General features: G+C 70.9%; 21 protein-coding genes. 2 read left to right on the top strand and 19 right to left on the bottom strand.

The genetic code is table 11. The features are described 5' to 3' along the window. Positions 1–74 precede the first annotated feature (74 nt). The 5 genes from ACIPTO_RS09920 to ACIPTO_RS09900 all read right to left on the bottom strand — a co-directional run bounded on the left by ACIPTO_RS09920 (position 75) and on the right by ACIPTO_RS09900 (position 6,628). Entirely contained in the window at positions 75–1,406 is a 1,332-nt protein-coding gene (locus ACIPTO_RS09920) for an AI-2E family transporter (protein WP_401190555.1), read from the bottom strand. A gap of 138 nt (positions 1,407–1,544) precedes the next feature. Beyond that, positions 1,545–2,261 carry a lytic transglycosylase domain-containing protein gene (locus ACIPTO_RS09915; protein ID WP_328829362.1) on the bottom strand — a complete coding sequence of 239 codons (717 nt, stop codon included), beginning with the start codon at positions 2,259–2,261 and terminating at the stop codon, positions 1,545–1,547. Between the two features lie 382 nt (positions 2,262–2,643). Continuing rightward, positions 2,644–3,969: a PhoH family protein gene (locus tag ACIPTO_RS09910; RefSeq protein ID WP_366315958.1), complete on the bottom strand. Its 1,326-nt coding sequence runs from the start codon at positions 3,967–3,969 to the stop codon at positions 2,644–2,646. Between the two features lie 382 nt (positions 3,970–4,351). Then, a complete protein-coding gene (locus ACIPTO_RS09905; RefSeq protein WP_328829365.1) occupies positions 4,352–5,125 on the bottom strand; it encodes an isoprenyl transferase in 774 nt (257 codons plus the stop codon). A gap of 717 nt (positions 5,126–5,842) precedes the next feature. Further along, positions 5,843–6,628, bottom strand: coding sequence for a class I SAM-dependent methyltransferase (locus ACIPTO_RS09900; protein WP_401190552.1), 786 nt, complete (start codon positions 6,626–6,628; stop codon positions 5,843–5,845). A 50-nt stretch (positions 6,629–6,678) separates the two neighbouring features. On the opposite strand from ACIPTO_RS09900, the gene ACIPTO_RS09895 reads away from it, so the two are divergent. Further along, on the top strand, positions 6,679–7,191 hold the full coding sequence (locus ACIPTO_RS09895) for a DinB family protein (protein ID WP_366315962.1): 513 nt from the start codon (positions 6,679–6,681) through the stop codon (positions 7,189–7,191). A 29-nt stretch (positions 7,192–7,220) separates the two neighbouring features. Here the strand turns inward: ACIPTO_RS09895 and ACIPTO_RS09890 are convergent, their stop codons facing one another. From ACIPTO_RS09890 to ACIPTO_RS09880, 3 genes are all read right to left on the bottom strand, one after another. Continuing rightward, positions 7,221–8,105, bottom strand: coding sequence for an LLM class flavin-dependent oxidoreductase (locus tag ACIPTO_RS09890; protein WP_401190549.1), 885 nt, complete (start codon positions 8,103–8,105; stop codon positions 7,221–7,223). A 40-nt stretch (positions 8,106–8,145) separates the two neighbouring features. Further along, positions 8,146–8,733 carry a dihydrofolate reductase family protein gene (locus ACIPTO_RS09885; protein WP_401190547.1) on the bottom strand — a complete coding sequence of 196 codons (588 nt, stop codon included), beginning with the start codon at positions 8,731–8,733 and terminating at the stop codon, positions 8,146–8,148. Positions 8,734–8,799: 66 nt separating this feature from the next. Beyond that, entirely contained in the window at positions 8,800–9,570 is a 771-nt protein-coding gene (locus tag ACIPTO_RS09880) for a prepilin peptidase (protein WP_401190545.1), read from the bottom strand. A 123-nt stretch (positions 9,571–9,693) separates the two neighbouring features. Here ACIPTO_RS09880 and ACIPTO_RS09875 point away from each other — a divergent pair, with 123 nt between their 5' ends. After that, complete coding sequence (locus ACIPTO_RS09875; protein ID WP_366315970.1) at positions 9,694–10,059, top strand: DUF192 domain-containing protein; 366 nt, start codon at positions 9,694–9,696, stop codon at positions 10,057–10,059. A gap of 6 nt (positions 10,060–10,065) precedes the next feature. On the opposite strand, the gene ACIPTO_RS09870 is transcribed toward ACIPTO_RS09875, so the two are convergent. From ACIPTO_RS09870 to ACIPTO_RS09820, 11 genes are all read right to left on the bottom strand, one after another. Then, positions 10,066–10,581 carry a hypothetical protein gene (locus tag ACIPTO_RS09870; RefSeq protein WP_401190543.1) on the bottom strand — a complete coding sequence of 172 codons (516 nt, stop codon included), beginning with the start codon at positions 10,579–10,581 and terminating at the stop codon, positions 10,066–10,068. Next, positions 10,578–11,297 carry a hypothetical protein gene (locus ACIPTO_RS09865; protein WP_401190541.1) on the bottom strand — a complete coding sequence of 240 codons (720 nt, stop codon included), beginning with the start codon at positions 11,295–11,297 and terminating at the stop codon, positions 10,578–10,580. The genes ACIPTO_RS09870 and ACIPTO_RS09865 overlap by 4 nt, the downstream gene beginning before the upstream one ends. 169 nt (positions 11,298–11,466) lie before the next feature. Continuing rightward, a complete protein-coding gene (locus ACIPTO_RS09860) occupies positions 11,467–13,851 on the bottom strand; it encodes a Tox-REase-5 domain-containing protein (protein WP_401190539.1) in 2,385 nt (794 codons plus the stop codon). Between the two features lie 151 nt (positions 13,852–14,002). Then, positions 14,003–14,590, bottom strand: a complete 588-nt coding sequence (locus ACIPTO_RS09855; protein ID WP_401190861.1) for an OmpA family protein — start codon at positions 14,588–14,590, stop codon at positions 14,003–14,005. 55 nt (positions 14,591–14,645) lie between these two features. Then, positions 14,646–15,221 (bottom strand): hypothetical protein, encoded by a 576-nt coding sequence (locus tag ACIPTO_RS09850; RefSeq protein WP_366315979.1) that lies wholly within the window; start codon positions 15,219–15,221, stop codon positions 14,646–14,648. A gap of 34 nt (positions 15,222–15,255) precedes the next feature. Further along, positions 15,256–15,858 (bottom strand): pilus assembly protein TadG-related protein, encoded by a 603-nt coding sequence (locus ACIPTO_RS09845; protein ID WP_401190537.1) that lies wholly within the window; start codon positions 15,856–15,858, stop codon positions 15,256–15,258. Continuing rightward, the gene (locus ACIPTO_RS09840; RefSeq protein ID WP_329553133.1) at positions 15,855–16,088 is read right to left on the bottom strand and encodes a Flp family type IVb pilin; all 234 of its coding nucleotides are present in this window, start codon (positions 16,086–16,088) and stop codon (positions 15,855–15,857) included. The genes ACIPTO_RS09845 and ACIPTO_RS09840 overlap by 4 nt, the downstream gene beginning before the upstream one ends. Positions 16,089–16,299: 211 nt before the next feature. Then, on the bottom strand, positions 16,300–17,184 hold the full coding sequence (locus ACIPTO_RS09835) for a response regulator transcription factor (protein ID WP_366315984.1): 885 nt from the start codon (positions 17,182–17,184) through the stop codon (positions 16,300–16,302). Positions 17,185–17,317: 133 nt separating this feature from the next. Next, the gene (locus ACIPTO_RS09830; protein WP_401190534.1) at positions 17,318–18,868 is read right to left on the bottom strand and encodes a sensor histidine kinase; all 1,551 of its coding nucleotides are present in this window, start codon (positions 18,866–18,868) and stop codon (positions 17,318–17,320) included. A gap of 26 nt (positions 18,869–18,894) precedes the next feature. Next, positions 18,895–19,785 (bottom strand): DUF5936 domain-containing protein, encoded by an 891-nt coding sequence (locus ACIPTO_RS09825; protein WP_366315987.1) that lies wholly within the window; start codon positions 19,783–19,785, stop codon positions 18,895–18,897. A gap of 13 nt (positions 19,786–19,798) precedes the next feature. Further along, a complete protein-coding gene (locus ACIPTO_RS09820) occupies positions 19,799–20,740 on the bottom strand; it encodes a type II secretion system F family protein (protein ID WP_401190531.1) in 942 nt (313 codons plus the stop codon). Positions 20,741–20,745: the final 5 nt, after the last annotated feature.

Here is a 20,745-nt window from a genome sequence, read left to right as displayed (position 1 = left end):
TGCTTGCCGGGGCTCCGCCCCCAGACCCCCATGGCCAAGGGCCCGGAGGTCTGGGGGCGGAGCCCCAGGGGGTTCTACGGCTCCGGGTCCGGGCTCGGGCCCGGGGTGTCCTCCGGCGTCGAGGACACCGCCGTGGCGCCGCGTGGCCGGGGGGACTGGAGCGGGACCGGTTCCTGGGAGTACGACTTCAGGTAGCCGACCACCGTGTTCAGCACCGCCACCAGCGGCACCGCCACCACCGCTCCGCCGATCCCGGCGATCATCCCGCCCGCGGCGACCGAGAGGACCACCGCGAGGGGGTGCACCCGGACCGCGCGGCCCAGGATGAACGGCTGGAGGATGTGGCCCTCGATCTGCTGCACCGCCAGGACCACCGCCAGCGTCATCAGCGCGGTGAACACGCCCTGGGTGACCAGCGCGACGACCACCGCCAGCGCGCCGGAGGCCACCGCGCCGACCAGCGGGATGAACGAGAACAGGAAGATGAACACGGCCAGCGGCACGGCCATCGGTACGCCGAGGAAGTAGATGCCGATGCCGATGCAGACGGCGTCGATGAGGGCGACTATCACCGTGCCGCGGACGTAGGCCGTCAGCGTGCGCCAGGCGCGCGGGCCCGCGCCCGCCATGGCCGGCCGGGCCGCCGCGGGCACCAGCTTCAGCGACCACTGCCAGATGCGCGGGCCGTCGTAGAGCAGGAAGAGGGTCGAGAAGACCGTCAGGAGGATGCCGGTCAGGGCCTCCACGATGACCTGGACGCCTTCGAGTCCGGCCGAGGTGATCTGGTCGGTGTTGGCGCCGATGGCCTCGCGGAGGTTCTTCGCGATCTGGTTGATCTGCTTCTCGGTGACGTGGAACGGGCCCTTGAGCAGCCAGTTGCGCAGATCGTCGACGCCGTTCTGGACCTGGTCCGAGAGGTTGTCGATGTTCGCCATGACCTGCCAGGTCACGAACCAGCCGATCAGCCCCATCACGACGAAGCCGAGGATCGCGGTCAGCGCCGTGGCGACGCCGCGCGGGAAGCCGTAGCGGATCAGGCGGGCGACCGTCGGCTGGAGCAGGGCCGTGATGAGCAGGGCCGCCACGAAGGCCAGGACCACCAGCTGGACCGCGCTGATGACGCGCATCAGGACCCAGACCGTGCCGGCCAGGATCAGCAGCCGCCAGCCGGCCTCGGCGGCGACGCGCACACCCCAGGGCACGGCGAGCGCGGGGTCCGGGCGGTCACGGGCGATGGTGACCGGGACGGGCTCCCGGGGCTCGGCGTGTGCGGGGTGCTCGGCGGATGGTTCGGGCGCGGCCTCGGCGTGTTCCTTCGCCACTTCGGCGCGGCGCTCGTCCAACCGCTCCCCCATCTCGCTCAGTCCGGCGCCGACCTTGCCGAGCCATCCTGGTACTCGCGACATGATGCGTCCTCTTCCCCCGTCTTGCCCCACTACTCCCCCCTGGAGTCGTTGCGAGTCCGACCGTACAGGGCGAAGGCCCCTCCCCCTATGACGGGGAGGGGCCTCGTGAGGTTGAGCGGCCCGGAACGGGCGTCCGACCTAGTACCAGCTGTTCGCCTGCCAGAAGGACCAGGCCTCGCACGGGCTGCCGTAGCGGCTGTCCATGTAGTTGAGGCCCCACTTGATCTGGGTGGCCGGGTTCGTCTGCCAGTCGGAACCGACCGAGGACATCTTGGAACCGGGCAGGGCCTGGAAGAGGCCGTAGGCGCCGGAAGAGGCGTTGACGGCGCGGTAGTTCCAGCTGGACTCGTGGTCCACGATGTTGCTGAAGCACTGGAACTGGCCGCTGGGCACCATGGAGGCGGCCATCGACTGGATCTGCGCGACCGTGTAGGAGCTCTGCACGGGGAAGCTCGACGAGGAGCTGCTTGCCTTGGCGGACGCGGCCTTGGCCTCGGCCTTCTCCTTGGCTTCCTTCTCCGCCTTCTCGGCAGCCGCCTTCTTGGCGACGGCGGTCTTGGCGGCGGCCAGGCGGGCCGACTCCTCGGCGTCCTTCTTGGCGCTGGCGTCGGCCTGGATCGCCTGGGCGTCGGCCTGCTGCGTCAAGGAGGCGGTCTGTACCTGGGCCTGCTGGCCCGTGGGGATGTCCGCCAGGAGCGTGGTGTCGGCTGCCGTCGTCTCGGCGTCATTGTTCTGCGCCTGTGCGACGCTGCCCGAGGCAACGCCTACGACGCTTCCGACGGCGGTGACCGCGGTGGCCGAAGCCACTGCGAATCCCCGGACCGAAATCCGGCTCACACGGTGTCCTTCCAGCATCGTCCGCTTCGGTGACCCTGGCGGACGCAATCGTGCCCCTGAACGCTGGCCTCCCAACTACGGGGTCACGGGAGGCACGGGCCCGGTGGGCAACTCCCGCTCGGGGAGCGCCGCGTGGAGAGCGGGCGGCATACGACGTCGCTGTGAAGTTGGCGATGGTGCTCATGTGGTGCGTACCGCTGGGGGTACACGTGTGTCGTATGCGGGGCCTGACAGGAATGAGACTCTGCCGTAACCCGACGCCGAGTGGCAATTCCGAGTTGCGTGTGAAAGCTCACATCCCGTTTGCCCCATGGGATTTCGAGAAACAGCGGGACGCCAAAGCGCCGCCCCGCTAAGCTTTTCGGCTTCGCGGGACGGCGCCAACTTACCTGCAACTACCTCAGATTTGGCCGTCCTCCAGCATTTCGGTCACAAGCGCCGCGATCTGGGACCTCTCGGACCTCGTGAGGGTCACGTGCGCGAAGAGCGGATGACCCTTCAGCTTCTCCACCACGGCGACGACACCGTCGTAGCGGCCGACCCTCAGGTTGTCCCGCTGGGCCACGTCGTGGGTGAGGACCACCCGCGAGTTGGCGCCGATCCGGGACAGGACGGTCAGCAGGACGTTCCGCTCCAGGGACTGCGCCTCGTCCACGATCACGAACGCGTCGTGCAGCGAGCGTCCGCGGATGTGGGTGAGCGGCAGGACCTCCAGCATCCCGCGGGCGGTGACCTCCTCGATGACCTCGCGGCTGGTGACCGCGGACAGCGTGTCGAAGACCGCCTGGGCCCAGGGGCCCATCTTGTCGGCCTCGGAGCCGGGCAGATAGCCCAACTCCTGTCCGCCCACCGCGTACAGCGGCCGGAAGACCATCACCTTCTTGTGCTGGCGGCGCTCCAGGACCGCTTCGAGGCCCGCGCAGAGCGCGAGCGCGGACTTGCCGGTGCCGGCCCGGCCGCCCATGGACAGGATCCCGATGTCCGGGTCGAGCAGCAGATCCAGCGCGATGCGCTGCTCCGCGCTGCGGCCCTTGATGCCGAACGCCTCCCGGTCGCCGCGCACGAGGCGGACGTTGCCCTCGGCGGTGACCCGGCCGAGCGCCTTGCCGCGCTCGGACTGGATCGTCAGACCGGTGTGGACGGGGAAGTCGGCGGCCTCCGGGACGAAGACGTGGCCTTCCTCGAAGAGGATGTCCACCTGTTCGCCGGGCAGGGTCAGTTCGGACATCCCGGTCCAGCCGGACGAGCCCGTGATGGCGAGTTCCGCGCGGTACTCCTCGGCGAGGAGTCCGACGGACGACGCCTTGATCCTGAGCGGAAGGTCCTTCGACACGACGGTGACGTCGTACCCCTCGGCCTGCAGGTTGCGGGCGACCGCGAGGATGCGGGAGTCGTTGTCCCCCAGGCGGTACCCGCTGGGCAGCACGCTGGGGTCCGAGTGGTTGAGCTCGACCCTGACGGTGCCGCCGAGTTCCCCGATCGGGATGGGGGCGTCGAGGCGACCGTGCCGGACCCGGAACTCGTCCAGCAGGCGCAGGGCCTGGCGGGCGAAGTAGCCGAGTTCGGGATGGTGCCGCTTGGCCTCCAGCTCTGTGACCACGACGATCGGCAGCACGACTTCGTGCTCGTCGAAGCGGCTCAGCGCGTTCGGGTCGGCCAGCAGAACGCTGGTGTCGAGAACATAGGTGCGCCGGTCAGGCATACGGCGCTTTGTGCTGGTCACCACGGAAGGACGTACCCCCTCGGAAGAGGTCGGGGAGCGACGGAGAGGAGCTGGACCGGTCCGGACCGCAGTGCGCGGGCCGAGAACCGGCCCTCCGTCTCGTCCGTACTGACCGCACGGTCGGGCTGGTGCAAAGGGCCTCCCGGGCGGACGGCCCCGTGCCGTCCGCTGAGATACGACACCCGTGGTTCGGGCGTCGACCTGCTTGGCTTATGCCCTCGAACATGCGCGGCCATGCCACAGCGCATGACGGCGCCCTGGTGAACTCCTTGTTACTTCCGCCCCAGCGGGGGTGGTCGGGCGGCTCCGGCCGGTTGTCCGCACCCGGCCGTTCCCGCCCGTTCTCGGCCGTCCCTGGCCCTTCCCGGCCGTGAAGCCCCGGGTGTCAGCCGCCGTAGCGGCGGTGGCGTGCCGCGTAGTCGCGCATGGCGCGCAGGAAGTCGACCTTCCGGAAGGCCGGCCAGAAGACCTCACAGAAGTAGTACTCGGAGTGGGCCGTCTGCCACAGCATGAATCCGGACAGCCGCTGTTCTCCGCTGGTCCGGATCACCAGATCGGGGTCGGGCTGGGCGCCCGTGTAGAGGTGCTTGCCGATGAGGTCGACGTCCACGTGCTCGGCGAGCTCCTCCATGGAGGTGCCCTTGTCGGCGGCGTCCAGGATCATCGAGCGGACCGCGTCGGCGATCTCCTGGCGGCCGCCGTAGCCGATGGCGACGTTGACCAGTATCCCGTCGACGTGTGCCGTGGACTCCTGGGCCTCCTTGAGGACGGACTGCATCCCGGACGGCAGCAGGTCCAGCGTGCCGACGTGGTGGACGCGCCAGCGGCCGTCCGCGGCGAGGGAGGAGACGACGTTCTCGATGATGCCGAGCAGCGGGCCGAGCTCTTCCTGGGGGCGGTCGAAGTTGTCCGTCGACAGCAGCCACAGGGTGACGACCTCGACGTCCGTCTCGCTGCACCAGCCGAGGAACTCCTCGATCTTCTCGGCACCCGCCCGGTGTCCCATGACGGTGGTGGAGCCGGCCGCCTTCGCCCAGCGCCGGTTGCCGTCCATGATGACGCCGACGTGCTTGGGCACCTGCTCGTGATCGAGATGGCCTTCCACCCTGCGTGCGTAGAACCTGACCAGCAGGCGGCGCAGGGTGTCGCGCAGGTTCACGTGTTGTCAGCCCCTCCGTGGACGGCAATCCCCGGCTGCGAAGCCTACCCCCGCCAGGAGGCCGATTCCCCAAGCGGTGTCTGGGCTCATCCCGGTTCGGCACGAAGGTCGGACCCGGCGGGGCTCCAGCGGGAGGCGAGCGCGAGTCGAGCGGGAGTCGAGCAGGAGACGAGTGGGAGGCGAGCGGGACACGACGCGTCCTCCAGGCCGAGTCCGGTCCGCCTCCAGGCGGGCTCCAGGTCGCCTCGGGGTTTCCCCCCGTCGCCGGGCACAAAAAATCGGGCCGGTCCGTGGGGGGGATACGGACCGGCCCGAGGGGGGGTTTCCACCATAACCCTTCGTAAGTGATGCTGCGTGCATCGGCGGGAGACAACTACTCTCCGAAACCGTCCGACGACGCGTCAGGGGGTGGGGAAGCCTTGATTCCGGCCCTGATCATGGCCGGTTCACAGCGGATTCCGAGGAGAACGCGGAGGTTTTCCGTCCCGCGTCGGCGTGTCGCTCGCAGGGGTGACGCCGTCAGCGAACGTCCGCTTGACGGAGCGGGGCACCGCGCGGCCCCCTCCACCGCACGGTGCCGACCGCGCGGCTTTGCTCACGCGAATTACCCTTGGTCTGAACTTACGCGAGGCGACAGTCCTGACGCGAGTCGATCTCGGTAACGATGTGGAAAAACCGTGCACATGTCGAGGACGTGCCGTGAGGCCCCGCCGACGGTCAGACGAGTGGCTTGCGGGCGTCGAAGAGGTGGCGGGTGCTGTGCGCCACGAACGGGCCCTCGGCCTCGATCTGCTCGTGCAGGGCGCGGAGTTGGGGCTCGTAGGCCTCGACCGTGAAGTCCGGCACCATCCAGATCACCTTGCGGAGGAAGTGGACGACGGCCGCGATGTCGTGGAACTCCATGCGCAGCCGCTCGGCCCGCAGGCCGACGATCTCCAGACCCGCGGCCTCGGCGCCCGCCCGCTCGCGCTCCGGGTCACGGACACCGCTCACGGCCTCCGGCTGCGGGCCGACGAAGTGCTCGACGAGTTCGAAGGCGCTGCGGGGGCCGACGTGCTGGGCGAAGTACGTGCCGCCCGGACGCAGGACACGGGCGATCTCCGGCCAGTGGGCGCGGACCGGGTGGCGGCTCAGGACCAGGTCGAACGCGGCGTCGGCGAAGGGCAGCGGGGCGTCCTCGTCCGCGGCGACCACCACGACACCGCGCGAGCGGAGCAGTTCGGTGGCCTTGGCGACGTTCGGCGGCCAGCCCTCGGTGGCGGCGACCAGCATCGGGGGCTGCGCGGCGGCCCGGCTCAGCGCGAAGTCGAAGACCTCCCCACCCCCGGTCTGCACGTCCAGGGCGGTGGTCGCGCGCGAGAGGCAGTCCCCGGCCGAGCGCGCGTACCCCCACGAGGGGCGCGCCTCGGTGGCCCGGCCCTCGAACCACGAGAAGTCCCAGCCCTCGGTGGGGACGGCCACACCTTCCGCCACGAGATCCTCGAAGCTCCTGCTGTTGTCCATGGGGCGATGGTCGCAGGGCGGTGTCGGTGGGCGCTGCTAATTTCCGAAGCATGACCGACGACGCGGATACGGCCGCACGCCACCACGGCGACGAGAAGGCGACGCTGCACGCGAGCCTGGACCGGGTCAGGGACGCGGTCCTGTGGAAGCTGGACGGCCTGGACGAGGAACAGGCCAGACGCCCGATGACCCCCTCGGGCACGAGCCTGCTCGGACTGGTGAAGCATCTGGCATCGGTGGAGTACGGCTATTTCGTGGAGAGTTACGGCCGCGAGGTGGAACCCCTGTGGTTCGACGCGTACCAGGGCGAGGACATGCGCGCGGCCCCGGACGAGACGACGGAACGGATCGTCGCCTTCTACGGCCGCGCCCGCGCCGCCGCCGACCGCACGATCAGGGAGCTGCCGCTGGACGCCGTCGGCCGCCCGCCGTGGCGCGACCACTCGGTGTCGCTGCGGTGGGTGCTGGTCCACCTGATCGAGGAGACGGCGCGGCACGCCGGGCACATGGACATCGTGCGGGAGCTGATCGACGGGTCGGCGGGGGATCACCGGCCGGGGTAGCGGACGGGCCCGGCCGATCGCCGCGGGCGTCAGGGGGCGAGTGCCCTGACCTCCGCCGCGACCTCCTCCGCCGCGAAGCGCACGAAGGCCTCCGGGTCGGGTTCGTCGCCGGTGGGCTGGAGGACGACCGTGTCGGCGCCGGCTTCCGCGAGGCGCCGGACGGCCTTCGCCACGGTGGCCGCGTCACCGGCGACGCCCAGGTCGGGTACCGACTCCACGCCGTCGTCGGTGAGTTCGGCGCGCAGGCGGGCCGCGGCGTCGGGGCCGGTGGCGGTGAGGAGGTAGACGACGAGCTTGTGCGGGTCGGTGCGGCCGGCCGACGCACGTCCCTCGTCGATGAGCCGGCGGGCCCGGCGGACGCCGTCGGGCGGGGTGCTGGAGGTGAGGATGGTGCCGTCGGCCGCCGCGCCGGAGAGGCGCAGGGTGCGCGGGCCGCCGGCGCCGGCGAGGATCTCGACGGGACCGGCCGGCGGCCAGTCGAGAGCGACGTCGTCGAGCCTGACGTAGCGGCCCTCGGTCGTGAGGCGTTCGCCGCGCAACAGGGCGCGCAGCGCGTCGAGATGCTCGCGCAGCAGGGTCACCGGGGACTCGGCGCGGGCGCCGACCTGTCCCATCCAGTCCTGCACCCCGTGTCCGACGCCGATGATCGCGCGCCCCGGGAACAGCCGGTCCAGCGTGGCGACTTCCATCGCGGTGATGGCGACGTTCCGCAGCGGAACGGGCAACAGGCCGATCCCGACCCGGACATGCCCGCTCCACGCGAGCGCGGCGGCGGCGGCAGAGATCCCGCCCTCGCGGAAGCAGTCCTCCCACAGCCACAGCTCTTCGAGCCCCGAGGCGTCGGCGAGGCGGACCACCTCGCGCAGCCGCTCGGGAGGGAGTTGGGGACGGAACACAGCGCCGAGTCCGGTCATGGGTTCTTCCTACCTGGTCGGAGCGGCCCGGACAACAGCTTCACGCCCGGGCGGTGTCGGCGTCGGCGCGCTCGTAGCGCAGCAGGACGACGCCGTTGCCGAAGGCGCGGCTCTCGGTGAGGCGGAGCGGGGTGCGGGTGTCGGAGACGGGGAACATGGGCGTGCCCCGGCCCAGGACGATCGGGTGGACGTACACCTTGATCTCGTCGACGAGGCCGAGCCGGAGGAAGGTCGCGGCGAGGTCGGCGCCGCCGAGTCCCAGGTCGCCGCCGGGCTGTTCCTTCAGGGCCCGTACCTCTTCGGGGACGACCTCGGACACGACGGTCGTGTTCCATGCGGCGGGGCCGCCGGGCAGGGTCCGCGAGTACACGATCTTCGGCATGTCCCGCCAGATGCGCGCGAACTCGGCGATGACGGCGGGCGCTTCGGGGTCCGCGTCGGCGTGCGGCCAGTAGTCGGCCATCAGCTCGTGCGTGACGCGGCCGTCGAGGAAGGCACCCATGGTCGTGAGGGTGTCGTTCATGTGCTGGTGGAGTTCCTCGTCGACCCTGTGCCACTCGATGTCGTGGCCGGGTCCCTCCATGTACCCGTCGAGGGACACGGACATCATCAAGCTGATCTTCCGCACGGCTGCACCACCTCGTCGTAGTCGCCCGCCGGGCATCGGACTTCGGCCGCCGGGCCCATCACCGTCTCACGTCACCGCGAACGCCCCCAGCACCACACCCGTGAACGCGCCTCCGAGCATGAACGGCCCCAGCGGAATCGCCGTCTTGCGGCCCGCCCGGCGCAGGGCGACCATGCCGAGGCCGTAGACCGCGCCGTAGAGGATTCCCGCGAAGGCGCCCGTGACGAGCACCGCCCAGCCGTACCAGCCGAGGGCCGCGCCCAGCCCGAGGGCGAGTTTCACGTCGCCGAAGCCCATGCCGGCCGGGTTGATGAGGTACAGCACCTCGTAGCCGGCCCCGAGGGCGAGCGCGCCGAACAGTGCCGTGGGCCAGGAACCGGCGCCGGCGGGGAGTACGGCCGCGATGCCGAGGAGGGTGAGGGTGGCCGCGGCGAGCGGGAGGGTGAGGACGTCCGGGAGCCGGTGGACCCGGAGGTCGACCAGCGCGAGCAGTACGGCGACGGGGGCGGCGAGCAGCCAGACGGCGAGTTCGGGGCGGGGGCCGGTGGCGGCGGCGAGGACCGCGCAGACGAGGGCGGTGACGGCGGCGACGAGGAGGGTGCGGGGACCGTAGAACCCGCAGGTGACATCGGTGGGGTCGCTGGTGTCGGCGATGTCGGTGGTGCAGCGGGCCCGGCCCAGCCAGCCGTCGAAGCGGCCGGTGATCGGGTGGCCGTCGGGGCACCCGTCCTTCCAGGGCTCCTCGGGCTCCACGGAGAGGCGGTAGGCGGCGCGGGGCAGCGCGAGGCCCGACCACGCGCCCCACAGGGCACCCACGACGATCAGAATCAGGCGCACCTGGGGACGATACCGAGGCAGATGTGCGCGGGACATGGGTCCGTGGGCCCATGTGGGGCCCACTCCCGGGTGGATACGGTCGGTCCGCACCGGATCCGGAGCGGCGCAGGAAGGTGACCTGACATGGGACGACGCTGGAACGACGGGCGCGGCAGGCTGATCGTGCGGGGGCCCGCGGACGAGGTCGCCGTCCGGCTGGAGCTGGCGACCTCCTACCGGGCGCGCACGAAGGGCCTGCTCGGCCGGGACGGGATCGACGGGGCGATGCTGCTCTCACCGGCGAGCAGCGTGCACACGTTCCGGATGCGGTTCCCGATCGACGTGGCCTACCTGGACCGGGACCTGCGGGTCGTCGCCGTCCACACCATGAAACCGGGACGGTTGGGCCTGCCCCGGTTCCGGTCCCGGCATGTGCTGGAGGCCGGGGCGGGGGCCATGGCCGGGTGGGGGCTGGACGTCGGGGCCCGGGTGGAGGTCGAGACCGAGTAGCCGGGGTCAGCCGTCCTCGGGGAGTTCGACGACCGGCTGGTCGGAGACGACGGCGGACAGGATCATGGGCGCGTCGCCGTCGGACTGGCTGAGGGAGACGGCCAGGTGACGGACGGGGCTGTCCGAGCGGCCGGTCGGTACCGGTCCCCAGACCGCGAGGTCGCCCAACAGGTCCTCGTCGCACAGGGCTTGGAACAGCGCCGGCATCGGTTCTCCGGCGATCTTGCGGAAGAGCGGTACGTGCATGCCGACTTGGCGGTGCGGTCCGTAGCGGCCGTCCAACTCGTCGACGAGGAAGGACAGTCGGGCCTCGGCCGCCTCCTCCAGCGCGTTGCGCTCGGGTGCGTAGACGCCGGTGAGCGGTCTGCCGACCCACAGCGGGGTGATCACGAAGCCCTCGCCGCGGGTCCGGGTCCACTCCCCCCTGGCCGGGTCGCCCTCGCTCACGGTCGGGCCGGCCGCCGGAACGGGTCCGACGAGCACCGCGTAGAGGTCCGGGAGTTCCCGGCCGAGTGCGGTCACAGCGTGGCCCTGTCCATGGGGCGCGGCAGTGGACTCAACGCTCCGGCGTCCCGCAGCCGTCCGAAGACGCGCACCACGGTGTCCACGTCGCCCTCCGTCGCGATGTCGAGGACAACGCCCGCGCCGGGGACGGTCGTTCGGGGCGCGGTCAGGTCGTCCGGCACCAACGCGGCCCGGGCCGGGGAGAGATAGCCGACCCGGCCCACGCAGGGGTCGCCGACGCCGTACTCCGCCTCGTCCTCCAGCGCGTCCAGTACGTCGTCGTCGGTCACGTCACCGAAGTCGGGCTGCCAGAACTCGGCCAGGGCGGCGAGGAGTTGGGTGAGGCTGCCGGGCGGTTCGGCGTCCTCGGGCGAGCGGACGCCGATCACCAGGGACTGGAGCAGGAACCCCGAGTCGCCGCCGGCCAGTCCGCTCACCTCGGCCGTCCAGCCCGGCGCGCCCGCGGCGGTGAGCCGGAGCGCGGTGCCGGTCCCCTCCGACCAGTCGTCGGCGGCCCGCGCCTCCTGGAGGGCGGTGCGCAGACCACCCTCGTCCGACGGCACCGGCGCGGCCGGGGAGGCGGTGCCGGGCGCGCGGACCACGGTCCACTCCGTGGGCAGAGCGGCCTGCGGAAGGAGCCGCGTGACCTGCTCCAGCGTCGCCCTCCAGCGGCCGGCCAACTCCTCGACCGATTCCTCCCTGGGGCCCCAGAAGGCCCTCACCAGACGTCGCATACTCCTTCTCCGCCTCCGTAGTAGTCCCTTTGGCCACGCGTGCGTGCGTGCGCGTTCGGGCGAGTGGGTGGGTGTGTGTCTGTGCGTGTGGCTGTGGCTGTGGCTGTGCGGGTGTCGTAGCAGGTCCGGCCGCGGTGTCCGCGCCCGGCGCGCCGTCACCCTAGTCGAGCTAACCGAACGCCCCCGGCTTCCGCGTTCCGCCGACCGGCTTCTGCTTCTCGTAGACGACCTTGATGTCGAGGCCCTCGTCGCGGAACGCCCGCCTGGCCGCCTTGGCGACGTCCGGGTTGGAGAAGTGCCACTCGACGGTCTTGCCGCCCGCCGCCGCCACCTGCCGCCGCGCCTCGGCGGCGAACTCGGCCTTCGCGGACGGGGTCAGGTCCCCCTTGCTCGACTTGGAGAGGTAGCCCTCGTAGCCGTTCTTGGCCTCCAGATAGGTCTGCCTGCTCGCGTCCCAGCCGTCGAACTCGACGTCGGGCACGCCCTTCTTGGGGTACGGGACCACGTATTCCTCGCCGCGGACCGTGCCGGTGACCTGCTCCTGGTAGCGGAGCCACGACTCGTTCTTCCAGTTGGGCGCGGGGTTGCGGTCCCGGCTCGCCCAGTAGCCGTCGCTGCCGTCGGCGGAACCGAGGGTGTGGTCCTTCAGGTCGGCGGCCCAGTCCGGCGGGTTGTAGTTGCGCGGGTCCGAGGTGTCGTCGTGCTTGGGCTCGGGGTACTCCTTCTTGGCCGCCGCGGCCTTCGCCGCACGTCCCGGCTCCTCCGCCCGCTTCTTGGCGAGGTAGGCCTGCCGCTCCTGCTTGCGGGCCTCCTCCGCCTCCTTCTTGGCGTCCTCGTCGCAGCCGTCCTCGGCCAGCAGGACGTACGGGGAGGAGGCGCCCGCGGCCAGCACCGTGGTGCCGGTCCCGGTACCGCCGAGGACGGAACCACCGCCGCCGCCGTACGGGATCCGGCGCGCCGGGGCGCCGATGGTGCAGCCGGACTCGCGGGCCTTCTTCTCGGCCTCGTCCGCCGCGTCGTCGGCCTCCTTCGCCGCCTTCTCCGCGCCCTCGACATCGCCCGCCTTGGCCGCCTTCTTGGCGTCCTCGGCCGCCTTGCCGGCCTCCTCCGCGAACTTGCCGAGCTTCCCCAGCTTGCCGATCTTGCCCAGGTCGCCGAGTTTCTCCACGACCTTCGCGCCGTCGTAGCCCGGGATGAAGAGGGAGCCGACGTTCCAGAGGACGTGGGAGACGGCCCGGGTCTTGTCGCCGTTGTTCCAGTCCTTGGCCACGTCGTCGCCGATGAACACGTCGTAGAGGACCGTTCCGCCCGTCTTCAGGGAGGCGCCGGTCCAGTCCCAGAGGGCACCGCCGTAGTCCCCGTCGGACCACTTCTTGCCCGCGTCCTTGGAGTTCTCCGACCAGGCGTCCCCGAGCTGCTTCCCGTAGTCGCCGATGCCCTTCACGGTGTCTATCGGGTGACGGACCATGTCGTAGATGCCGGTGAGGTCGCCCCAGACGCCGTCGACGACGAGCCCCTGGCCGACCTGCTTGACCTGGTTGCCTGCACAGCCGAAGAAGGCACCGAATCCGGAGAAGCAGCCGTCGTCCTTTTTGCCGTTGTCCTTGTCGTCGGTGGAGGCGGGGACCTGGTCGTCGGTGGTGGTCGTGGTGCCGGAACCGGTGGTGCCGGTGGATCCGCCGGTGGTGCTACCGGTGGACCCGCCAGTGGAGCCGGTTGAACCGCCGGTCGTGCCGCCGGTCGTGCCGGTGGAGCCAGTGGAACCGCCGGTCGCAGTACCGCCGTTGGCGGTTCCCCCGTCGGTGGTCCCACCACTGGTCCCGCCGTCCGTGGAACCGCCGTCCGTGGAACCGCCGTCCGTGGAACCTCCGCTGGTGGTCCCGCCGCTCCCCTTGTCGGCGGTGACGTCCGTGCCGGTGCCGGTCGGGCCCGGGCAGGCCATGCCGGTGACCTTGCAGACCTCCGACTGGATCCCGGTGAAGACCTGGGTGCCGAGACCCGTGACGAGCAGCGCCGTGATGATGGCGGCCACGATCGCGATGAACCCGGCGTACTCGACCGACGTCTGTCCCTCGTCCCGGCGCCAGCGGATCAGCCGGGCGAGGGAGAACGGGCGGCGCTCCACGCGGTCCAGCTCGGCGAGCGCGTACCACTGACGGCTCTCGGGGCGGGTCAGGAGGAACAGGACGAGGATCGGAAGGAGCAGTTGCAGGCCCCCGCGGGAGGAGCCGGAGGCGAGGTTGACGACACCGCCGAGGATCAACCAGCCCTGTACGGCGCCCAGTCCGCGCCGGACCCGGACCCCGCCCTCCCAGCTGCGCCGGGCCAGCCACCAGCCGAGGACGCCCGGCGCGGCGGCGTAGGCGACGAGGGCGATGATCCGACCGTCCAGGGCGTCGTACGACGCGGCGGTCATCAGCAGGCCGAGTCCGCCGACGACGGTGACCACGAAGAGCGCGTGCACGAGCACCAGGGCGGCGGACAGCGACACCGGCATCTCGCGACGCCCGGCCGACTCGCCCTGCCCGCCCGGCACCCCTCCGATCGAGGCCATGCTGTCTCCCCCGTCCCCCGCCATCGCTCACGACGCCACGAACAGCGCCTCCGAGCTTCCAGAGGTTAGGGACGGGACGGCTGCCCGAGATGGGCCCGGGGACCCAAATCAGTGCCCAAGTCCCGGGTGGGTCCGGGGACTCGGGCCGCCGTCAGCTCTCCGTGCGCGGGAACGTCACCTCGACCCTGCGGTTCTTCTTGCGGCCGGCTTCCGTGGAGTTGTCGGCGATCGGGTACTGCTCACCGTAGCCGCGCACCTCGAAGGTGATGTTCGGGTTGTTCAGGTCCGCGTCCAGGACCGCCTGCACGGCGTCGGCCCGCTGCCTGGAGAGGACGTCGCCGTGGGCCGACGAGCCGAGGTTGTCGGTGAAGCCGAAGACGCGGACCGTCGACGCGTTCTGCTTCTTGATCTCCTGGGCGATCGCGTCGATACGGGACTTCGCCTCGGCGCTCAGCTTGGCGCTGTCCTTGCTGAAGAGGACCTCGGCCTGGAGGGCGAAGGTCACGTCCGAGTTGGTGTCCTCACGGCGTTCCTCACCGCCCTGGTCCTCGACGACGGACTTGATGTCCAGGACCTTGGGGTCGGCGAGCGTGGCGCCCTCGGGGAGCTTGAGGTCCGGGTCGTTCGGGTCGACCTTCACCGGGGCGGAGGCGGAGGCCTCGGTGCCCGGCGGGACGCTCGCACCCGGGGTTTCGTCGGCGTGCGCCGCCACCGCGCCGACGATGTTCGCGGCGACCATGATCGTGGCGGCGGTCACGACCAGGGCGAGACGGGGAGTGGTGGTCACTGTGGCCTCACCCTGAGATCTTGATCGTGCCGCTGGCGAAGGTGGGCAGTTGAATGGTGACCTCGGACGTGGTCGACGGCGGCGCCGGGAACTGCATGAAGACCGGCAGGGTCTGACCTGCGTCGAGCGTCCCGAAGTCCGTCGTCGTCAACGGCCGTCCGTCCGTGTCCCGCAGCACGTAATAGCGCTTCTTCGCCTTGGAGTCGACCAGTGTCGCGCCGCCGAGTGACGTCCCGTGCCGCAGGATCTCGGTCTCGTCGCCGCGCAGCGCGACCGGGATCACCACGGACTTGTCACCGTCGTTCTTCATGACGCCGTTCACGGTGACGAAGCCGCCCGAATCGCGATCGGCGGAGGTGATCTGGAGCAACAGCCCGTCCGGACCGTTGAGTTCGGCGAGAGGTGCCTGGGACTGCCCCTCCTGAGCACTCGGCTGCGATCCACTGGTCTTCGAGGCGGACGCCGGGGTGTCAGGCTTCTTGCCGCCGTCCCCGCCGCAGCCGGCCGCACCGAGTGCCAGACCGGCCGCAACGGTCAGCGCGACCATCCCCCTGCGGGCCTTCGCAGTGATCCGAACGCTCATCACTCTGCTTCCTTCGTCACTCGTCGTTCGCTTGTCAGTCGGCCAGATGGACGTCGAAGAGGTCCTCGGGTCCCGGCAGATCGGTGAGATCGGTCGGGTCCAGGTCCCACTTCCTGCCGCCCTCGCAGGTGAGCTGTGGCAACACGGCGCTCCCGGCGTCCGCGCCGGGGAGCTTGAACTCGCAGAGCGGCTCGATGACGGCCGTGGCGGAGGCCTTGGACCTCTTGCCCGACGTGATGGGCACGATGGACTTCCCCATCGTCTTCCTGGTCTGCACGTCGACGTCGTAGCGCAGGCGGAACGGGTCCGAATGGCACGCCAGTACATCGGCGTCGTTCTGGGCCGCCAGTTGGCCGGCTCGCGCGCACCCTGCGAAGTCCACGCCCTGTCCGTCGAAGATGTCCTGCCACTTGGTGGGGTCGAGTACGTCGGTCACCCACTCACCCGCGAGCTTGTCCCGGGTGTCCTGCGCCGCCGCCAGTGCCGCCGCGTCAGCGGCTGTCTGGGCGCCGCCCCGGTTCACCGTGGCCTGGCCGACCGCGAAGTACGCCAACGCAAGGAAGAGCAGACCTCCCACCACCGTGATGTAGATGGGGAAGGCCTGCCCTGCGTCGTCGTGCCGACGCGGTCGCGTCAATTGCCGACCTGGTTGATCAGACCGGTGATCTTGCCCAGGATCGTCGACCCGATGGACGTACCCGTGATCGCCAGCACGATCGCCACGACCACCGCGATGATCCCCAGGTACTCCACCGCCGTCTGCCCCTTGTCGCCCGCGCGGCGCTGCAGGGCCTCGACGGTCGTGTTCTTCCAGCCGTTCACGCGCGCCTTGGTCGCGACGGCGGTCTTCAGCATCAGGTCGCTCATGGTGTTCCCCTCCGAATGACGCGTTACCGGCTTCCTCGTCGCCGGTGCCGCTCTCGACATGAGAACGGTATGCCCGATCCACGGGTACGCCAGAGGGCCCCAGGGCCCAAAATCGGGCCCAATTGGAGCCCCTGCCGTCGCACTGGGCCCGCCCGTCGCCCGACCGGGGCCGTAGGCCCGGCCGTTGGGTCCACCGTCGCGGTGTCATGGGTCAGCCCAGCCCTCGGGCCGAACCCGGCGTCGTACCAAGCCACTTGGCGGCGGCCTCGGAGCGGCTGGTGCTGTGCAGCTTGGCGAAGATGCGGTTGATGTGGTTCTTGACCGTCTTCTCGGAGATGAAGCAGGTGGCGGCGATCTGCTGGTTGGTCATGCCGGACGCGATGTGGTCCATGATCTCCGCCTCCCTCGCGCTCAGTTGAAACCGTGACCTGTCCGAGGATGACTGTCTCACAGTCGGTTGCAGTTGCGAAAGCCCTTCCGCAGAATTCAGCCTATGATGGGTGATTGAAGAGGGCGCTCCGTTTGCAGGTGCACCTAGTTGAGAGTCGTACGTGCCTAGTCCCTCGGGCAGTGACCGGGGCGAACGCGCCGCCTGCTCCTGCCGCAGCTGGGCCAGCAGCGCGCCCGCCGCCGATGGCGTGAAATGGGCCCTGCCCTGCCTGATGTCCCGTACGGCGGCCACCAGTTCGTCCGCCGTGAACTCGCCGTGGACCAGATAACCGCCCGCTCCCCGGCGCAGCGCCTCCTGGACGATCTCCGACTCCCTGCTGTACGTGAGCATCACGACCGGAGCGATCCGCACCAGGTACGGCAGCGCCGAGATGCCGTCCACGCCCGGCATGCGGACGTCCAGGAGGACCACGTCGGGGCGGTGGAGGTGGGCCGCCTCGTAGGCCGCGCGGCCGTCCGCCGCCTCCGCCACGACCGTGATGTCCGCGCGGCCCGACAACAGGGCCGTCAGTCCGGCCCGGACCACCGGGTTGTCGTCGGCCACCACGACCCGGAGCGGCGAAGTCGGGGTGGGCTGCGGGAAGTCGGGGAACGGGTTCGGCGGCGGCTGGGGCGCGCCGGGGTGGGGCGTCATCCGGTCCGGCATGGCTGCCTCCTCTCGGGTCGTTGCGTGCGGGGCTCGCTCGCGTCCTCCACGGCTGCTGCGTCTTCTGCCGCGTCTTCTTCTACGTCTACGTCCATGTCCATGCCCACGTCTCCCGCTTCCGCTTCCGCGTCCGCTATGTCTTCGGTGACGTCAGCGCACCCAGCGGGAGTTCCAGGCGGACCTCCGTGCCCGTGTCGTGGCCGCCCCTGCCGATGCGGATGCGCGCACCCACCGATGCCGCCCGCTCGACCATGCCGACCAGGCCGAAGTGGCCCGCCCTGCGCAGCTGTTCGAGGGTGGTGCCCTCGGGGAGGCCGCGGCCGTCGTCGTAGACGCTGATCCGCAGGAGGCTGTCGTGCACCCCGGCCTGGACGTCGACCTTGGTGGGGGTGGCGTGGCGGTGGGCGTTCTCCATCGCCTCCGTCGCGATGGTGAGGAGCTGGCGGGCCACGGCGGGCGGGACCGGTGGTACGCCGTGCTCGCCGGTCGGGCGGTAGGTCGTGGGCAGGCCGGTCCTGATGCTGAAGTCCCTGGTGCGGGCGGCCAGTTCGACGAGGACGTCCGTGCCCTCGTCCGGGTTGGACTCGCGCCGCAGGTCCGCCAGGAGTTCGCGGGACTCCGCGGCCGCCCTGCGGGCCGAGCGGGCGACCAGTTCCGCCTGCTGTCTGATCAGGGTCGGGTTCATGTGGTCCGCGCCCGCCGAGCCGGCCAGGCCGTCCGCCGCGAGGGCGACACCGTGCAGGGTCTTCGCCACCGAGTCGTGCAACTCCCGTGCCAGGCGTGCCCGTTCCGCTCCCACCGCTTCCGTCACGGCGAGCCGGGCCTGGACCGTGGTCAGCGCGGTCGTGGCCTCGCCGAAGCGGAGCATCAGGTTGCGCAGGGTCACTCCCACCGCGCCGGCGATCACGCACAGGCCGGGGAGCAGGAAGGCCTGCGCGACGACCTTGTGGTGGTCCGCGGCGGCGGTCTGCGCCAGCAGCAGGATCACCGCCTGGAGGCCGGCGAAGCAGCCGGCGCCCCGCCAGCCGTAGACGATCCCGGCGAGGAGGGGGGTGCAGACGCTGACGTAGGCGAGGGTGCTGGTGGGCCCTGCCGAGATCAAGAGGAGGGAGGCGAAGAGGGTGTCCACGGCGAGGAGGAAGGGGTGGCGCAGGAGGAGCGGGCCGAAGCGTTCCCAGTCCCGGAAGAGGACGTAGGAGGCCATGAAGGTGACCACGACGGCCGCGCCCACCAGGCGGGTCGCCAGGCCCGGGGTCGCGTTGACCAGGGCGGAGGGGGCGGCCAGGGCGATCATCGCCAGGCGGAAGCCGAAGACCTGCCTGCACATCGCCTGCAGGGCGCTGATCTGGATGGGGAGGGCGACTTCCCGGTCTTCGGCCGGGGTCCGACTCCCGCCCGAACCATCCGTGTCGCTCTCGCCGTCGGGTGCGGGTGGTCCCTGCGGGGCGTCTCCCTCGTCGGCGGCCAGCCGTTCGGCCTCCGGCTGCCCTGCCGGACTCGGCACCCCCGGCAGGCCGGCCGGCACCCACCCCGGCGGCAGCGCCGGTGTCACCGAGGTCACCGGGATGTCCGTCGCCCCCGACCGGACGTGGGCCGGCAGGACCGTGCCCGCCGGCGGTGTCGTGATCTCGGTCGGTCTGGGGCGGCGGCGCAGCCGTCCCGTGCGCTCCCCCGTCGTCGCCATCGTCCCCGTCGCCCCCGTTCCCGTTCCTACTTGCCCGTGATCGTGCTGAAGTCCGTGCCGGAGCCGAGGAGGAGGCCCGCGCCGAGGAGCAGCATGGTGGCCGGGACCATGAACGTGGTGATCATCATGGTGGCCTTGGGGACCGCGCGGGCCGCCTTGCGGCGGGCGTTCTGCGCGTCCGTGCGGCGCATGTCCTTGGCCAGGGCGACCAGGGTGTCGACGATCGGCGCGCCCAGTTCCTCTCCCTGCTGCAACGCCGTGACGAACATGGCCACTTGCTCGCTGTCGTTGCGCCGCCGGAGTTCCGTGAAGGCGGCGCGGCGGCTCATGCCGAGGTCCATCTGCCGGAGCGTGATGCGGAGTTCGTCCGCCCAGGGGCCCTCGTACTTCGAGGCGACGCGGTCCAGGGCCTGGCGGAAGCCGAGCCCCGCGCTCACCACCACCGCGAGCACGTCGAGGAAGTCGGGCAGGGTCCGCTCGATGACGTCCCTGCGGATGCGGATGGCCGACCAGATGCCGACCTCGGTCCAGAGCGCGCCGAAGGCGAACAGGATGATGGCGAGGAGGTAGTTGCCCTTGAACAGGAACACCAGGCCGCCGAAGCCGCCGAGGAAGCCGTAGACCGCGCGGCGGGCCGCGTAGCGGTCGATGGTGAGGCCGCCGGGGTTGCCCGCGAGGTCGATCCTGCGGCGGTACTTGGCGACCAGCTTGGGGCCCATCAGGCGCAGGACCAGCGGGGCGTAGCGCATGCCCAGGCGGTCGACGAGGGAGTCGACGGCGCCGGTGCGGGTCGAGCCGACCTCCAGGGCGAGGACCAGGTCGGTGGGGAGTTTCGCGTCGGCGCGGTACATGCGGATGCCCGCGAAGATGCCCCAGACGCTGAGGCCCATCACCAGTCCGAGTGCCAGTGCTGTCATCGGGTCCCCCTCCTCAGACGTCGATGCGGGACAGGCGGCGGATGAGGATGAAGCCGACCGCGTACAGCCCGAAGGCGATGATCACGCAGGCCTGGCCGATCGGTGAGCCCGTCATCCGGTCCAGGGCACCGGGTTTGACACCGTTCATCAGGAAGAGGGCACCCACGCCCATCACCGGAACGGCGTACGACGTCATGTTGACCTGGGAGAGCTGGGTGCGGACCTCGCGGCGGGTCTCCTTGCGTTCCTCCAGGGTCTCCGTGAGGTTGCGCAGGGCGCTGACGACCTGGCCGCCCGCCCTGTTGGAGAGCACCAACGTCGTGACCAGTACGACGAGTTCGCGGGACGGGAGCCGGTCGGCCAGCTCGCTCAGCGCGTCGTCCATCGAGGCGCCGACCGCCAACTGGTTGGCGACCTTGGCGAGTTCCTCACCGGCCGGTGCCTCCAGCTCCTCCGCCGCCATGCCGATCGCGGTGCGCAGCGCGAGCCCGGCGTGGGTCGCGTTGGCCATGATGCGGGCCAGTTCGGGGAGTTGGTTGATGAACTTCTCGATGCGCTTCTGGCGCTGCCAGTTGAGGAACTGGATCGCCACCCCGATGCCCAACAGGCCCGCTATCGGCCCGAAGAAGGGCGCCAGGGACGCCTGGCCGATCAGCCAGAGGGCCGCCACGGTGGCGAGCATGTAGACGAAGAACTCGCCCGGGGTCATGTCCAGTCCCGTTGCCGCGAGCCGGAGTTCGAGCTGCCTGCCGAGCCGGGTGCGGCGCAGTCTGCGGTCCAGGCCGCGGAAGCGGCGGGCCCGGCCCATCTGGATCTGGCCGGTCGAGGAGAGCCGGTCGACCAGGGCCGCGCGCTGTGCCTTTCCCATGGCGTAGGCGTGCAGTCCTGCGACGCCCAGGACGCAGGTCAGCAGGGTGACGCCGGTGGTGAGCGTGACGATCGTCTGGAGATCCATGGGGT

This window comes from Streptomyces sp. NPDC090083 (genome assembly GCF_044747445.1).
Taxonomy (GTDB): domain Bacteria; phylum Actinomycetota; class Actinomycetes; order Streptomycetales; family Streptomycetaceae; genus Streptomyces.
This window is presented reverse-complemented; position numbering and strand designations above follow the sequence as displayed.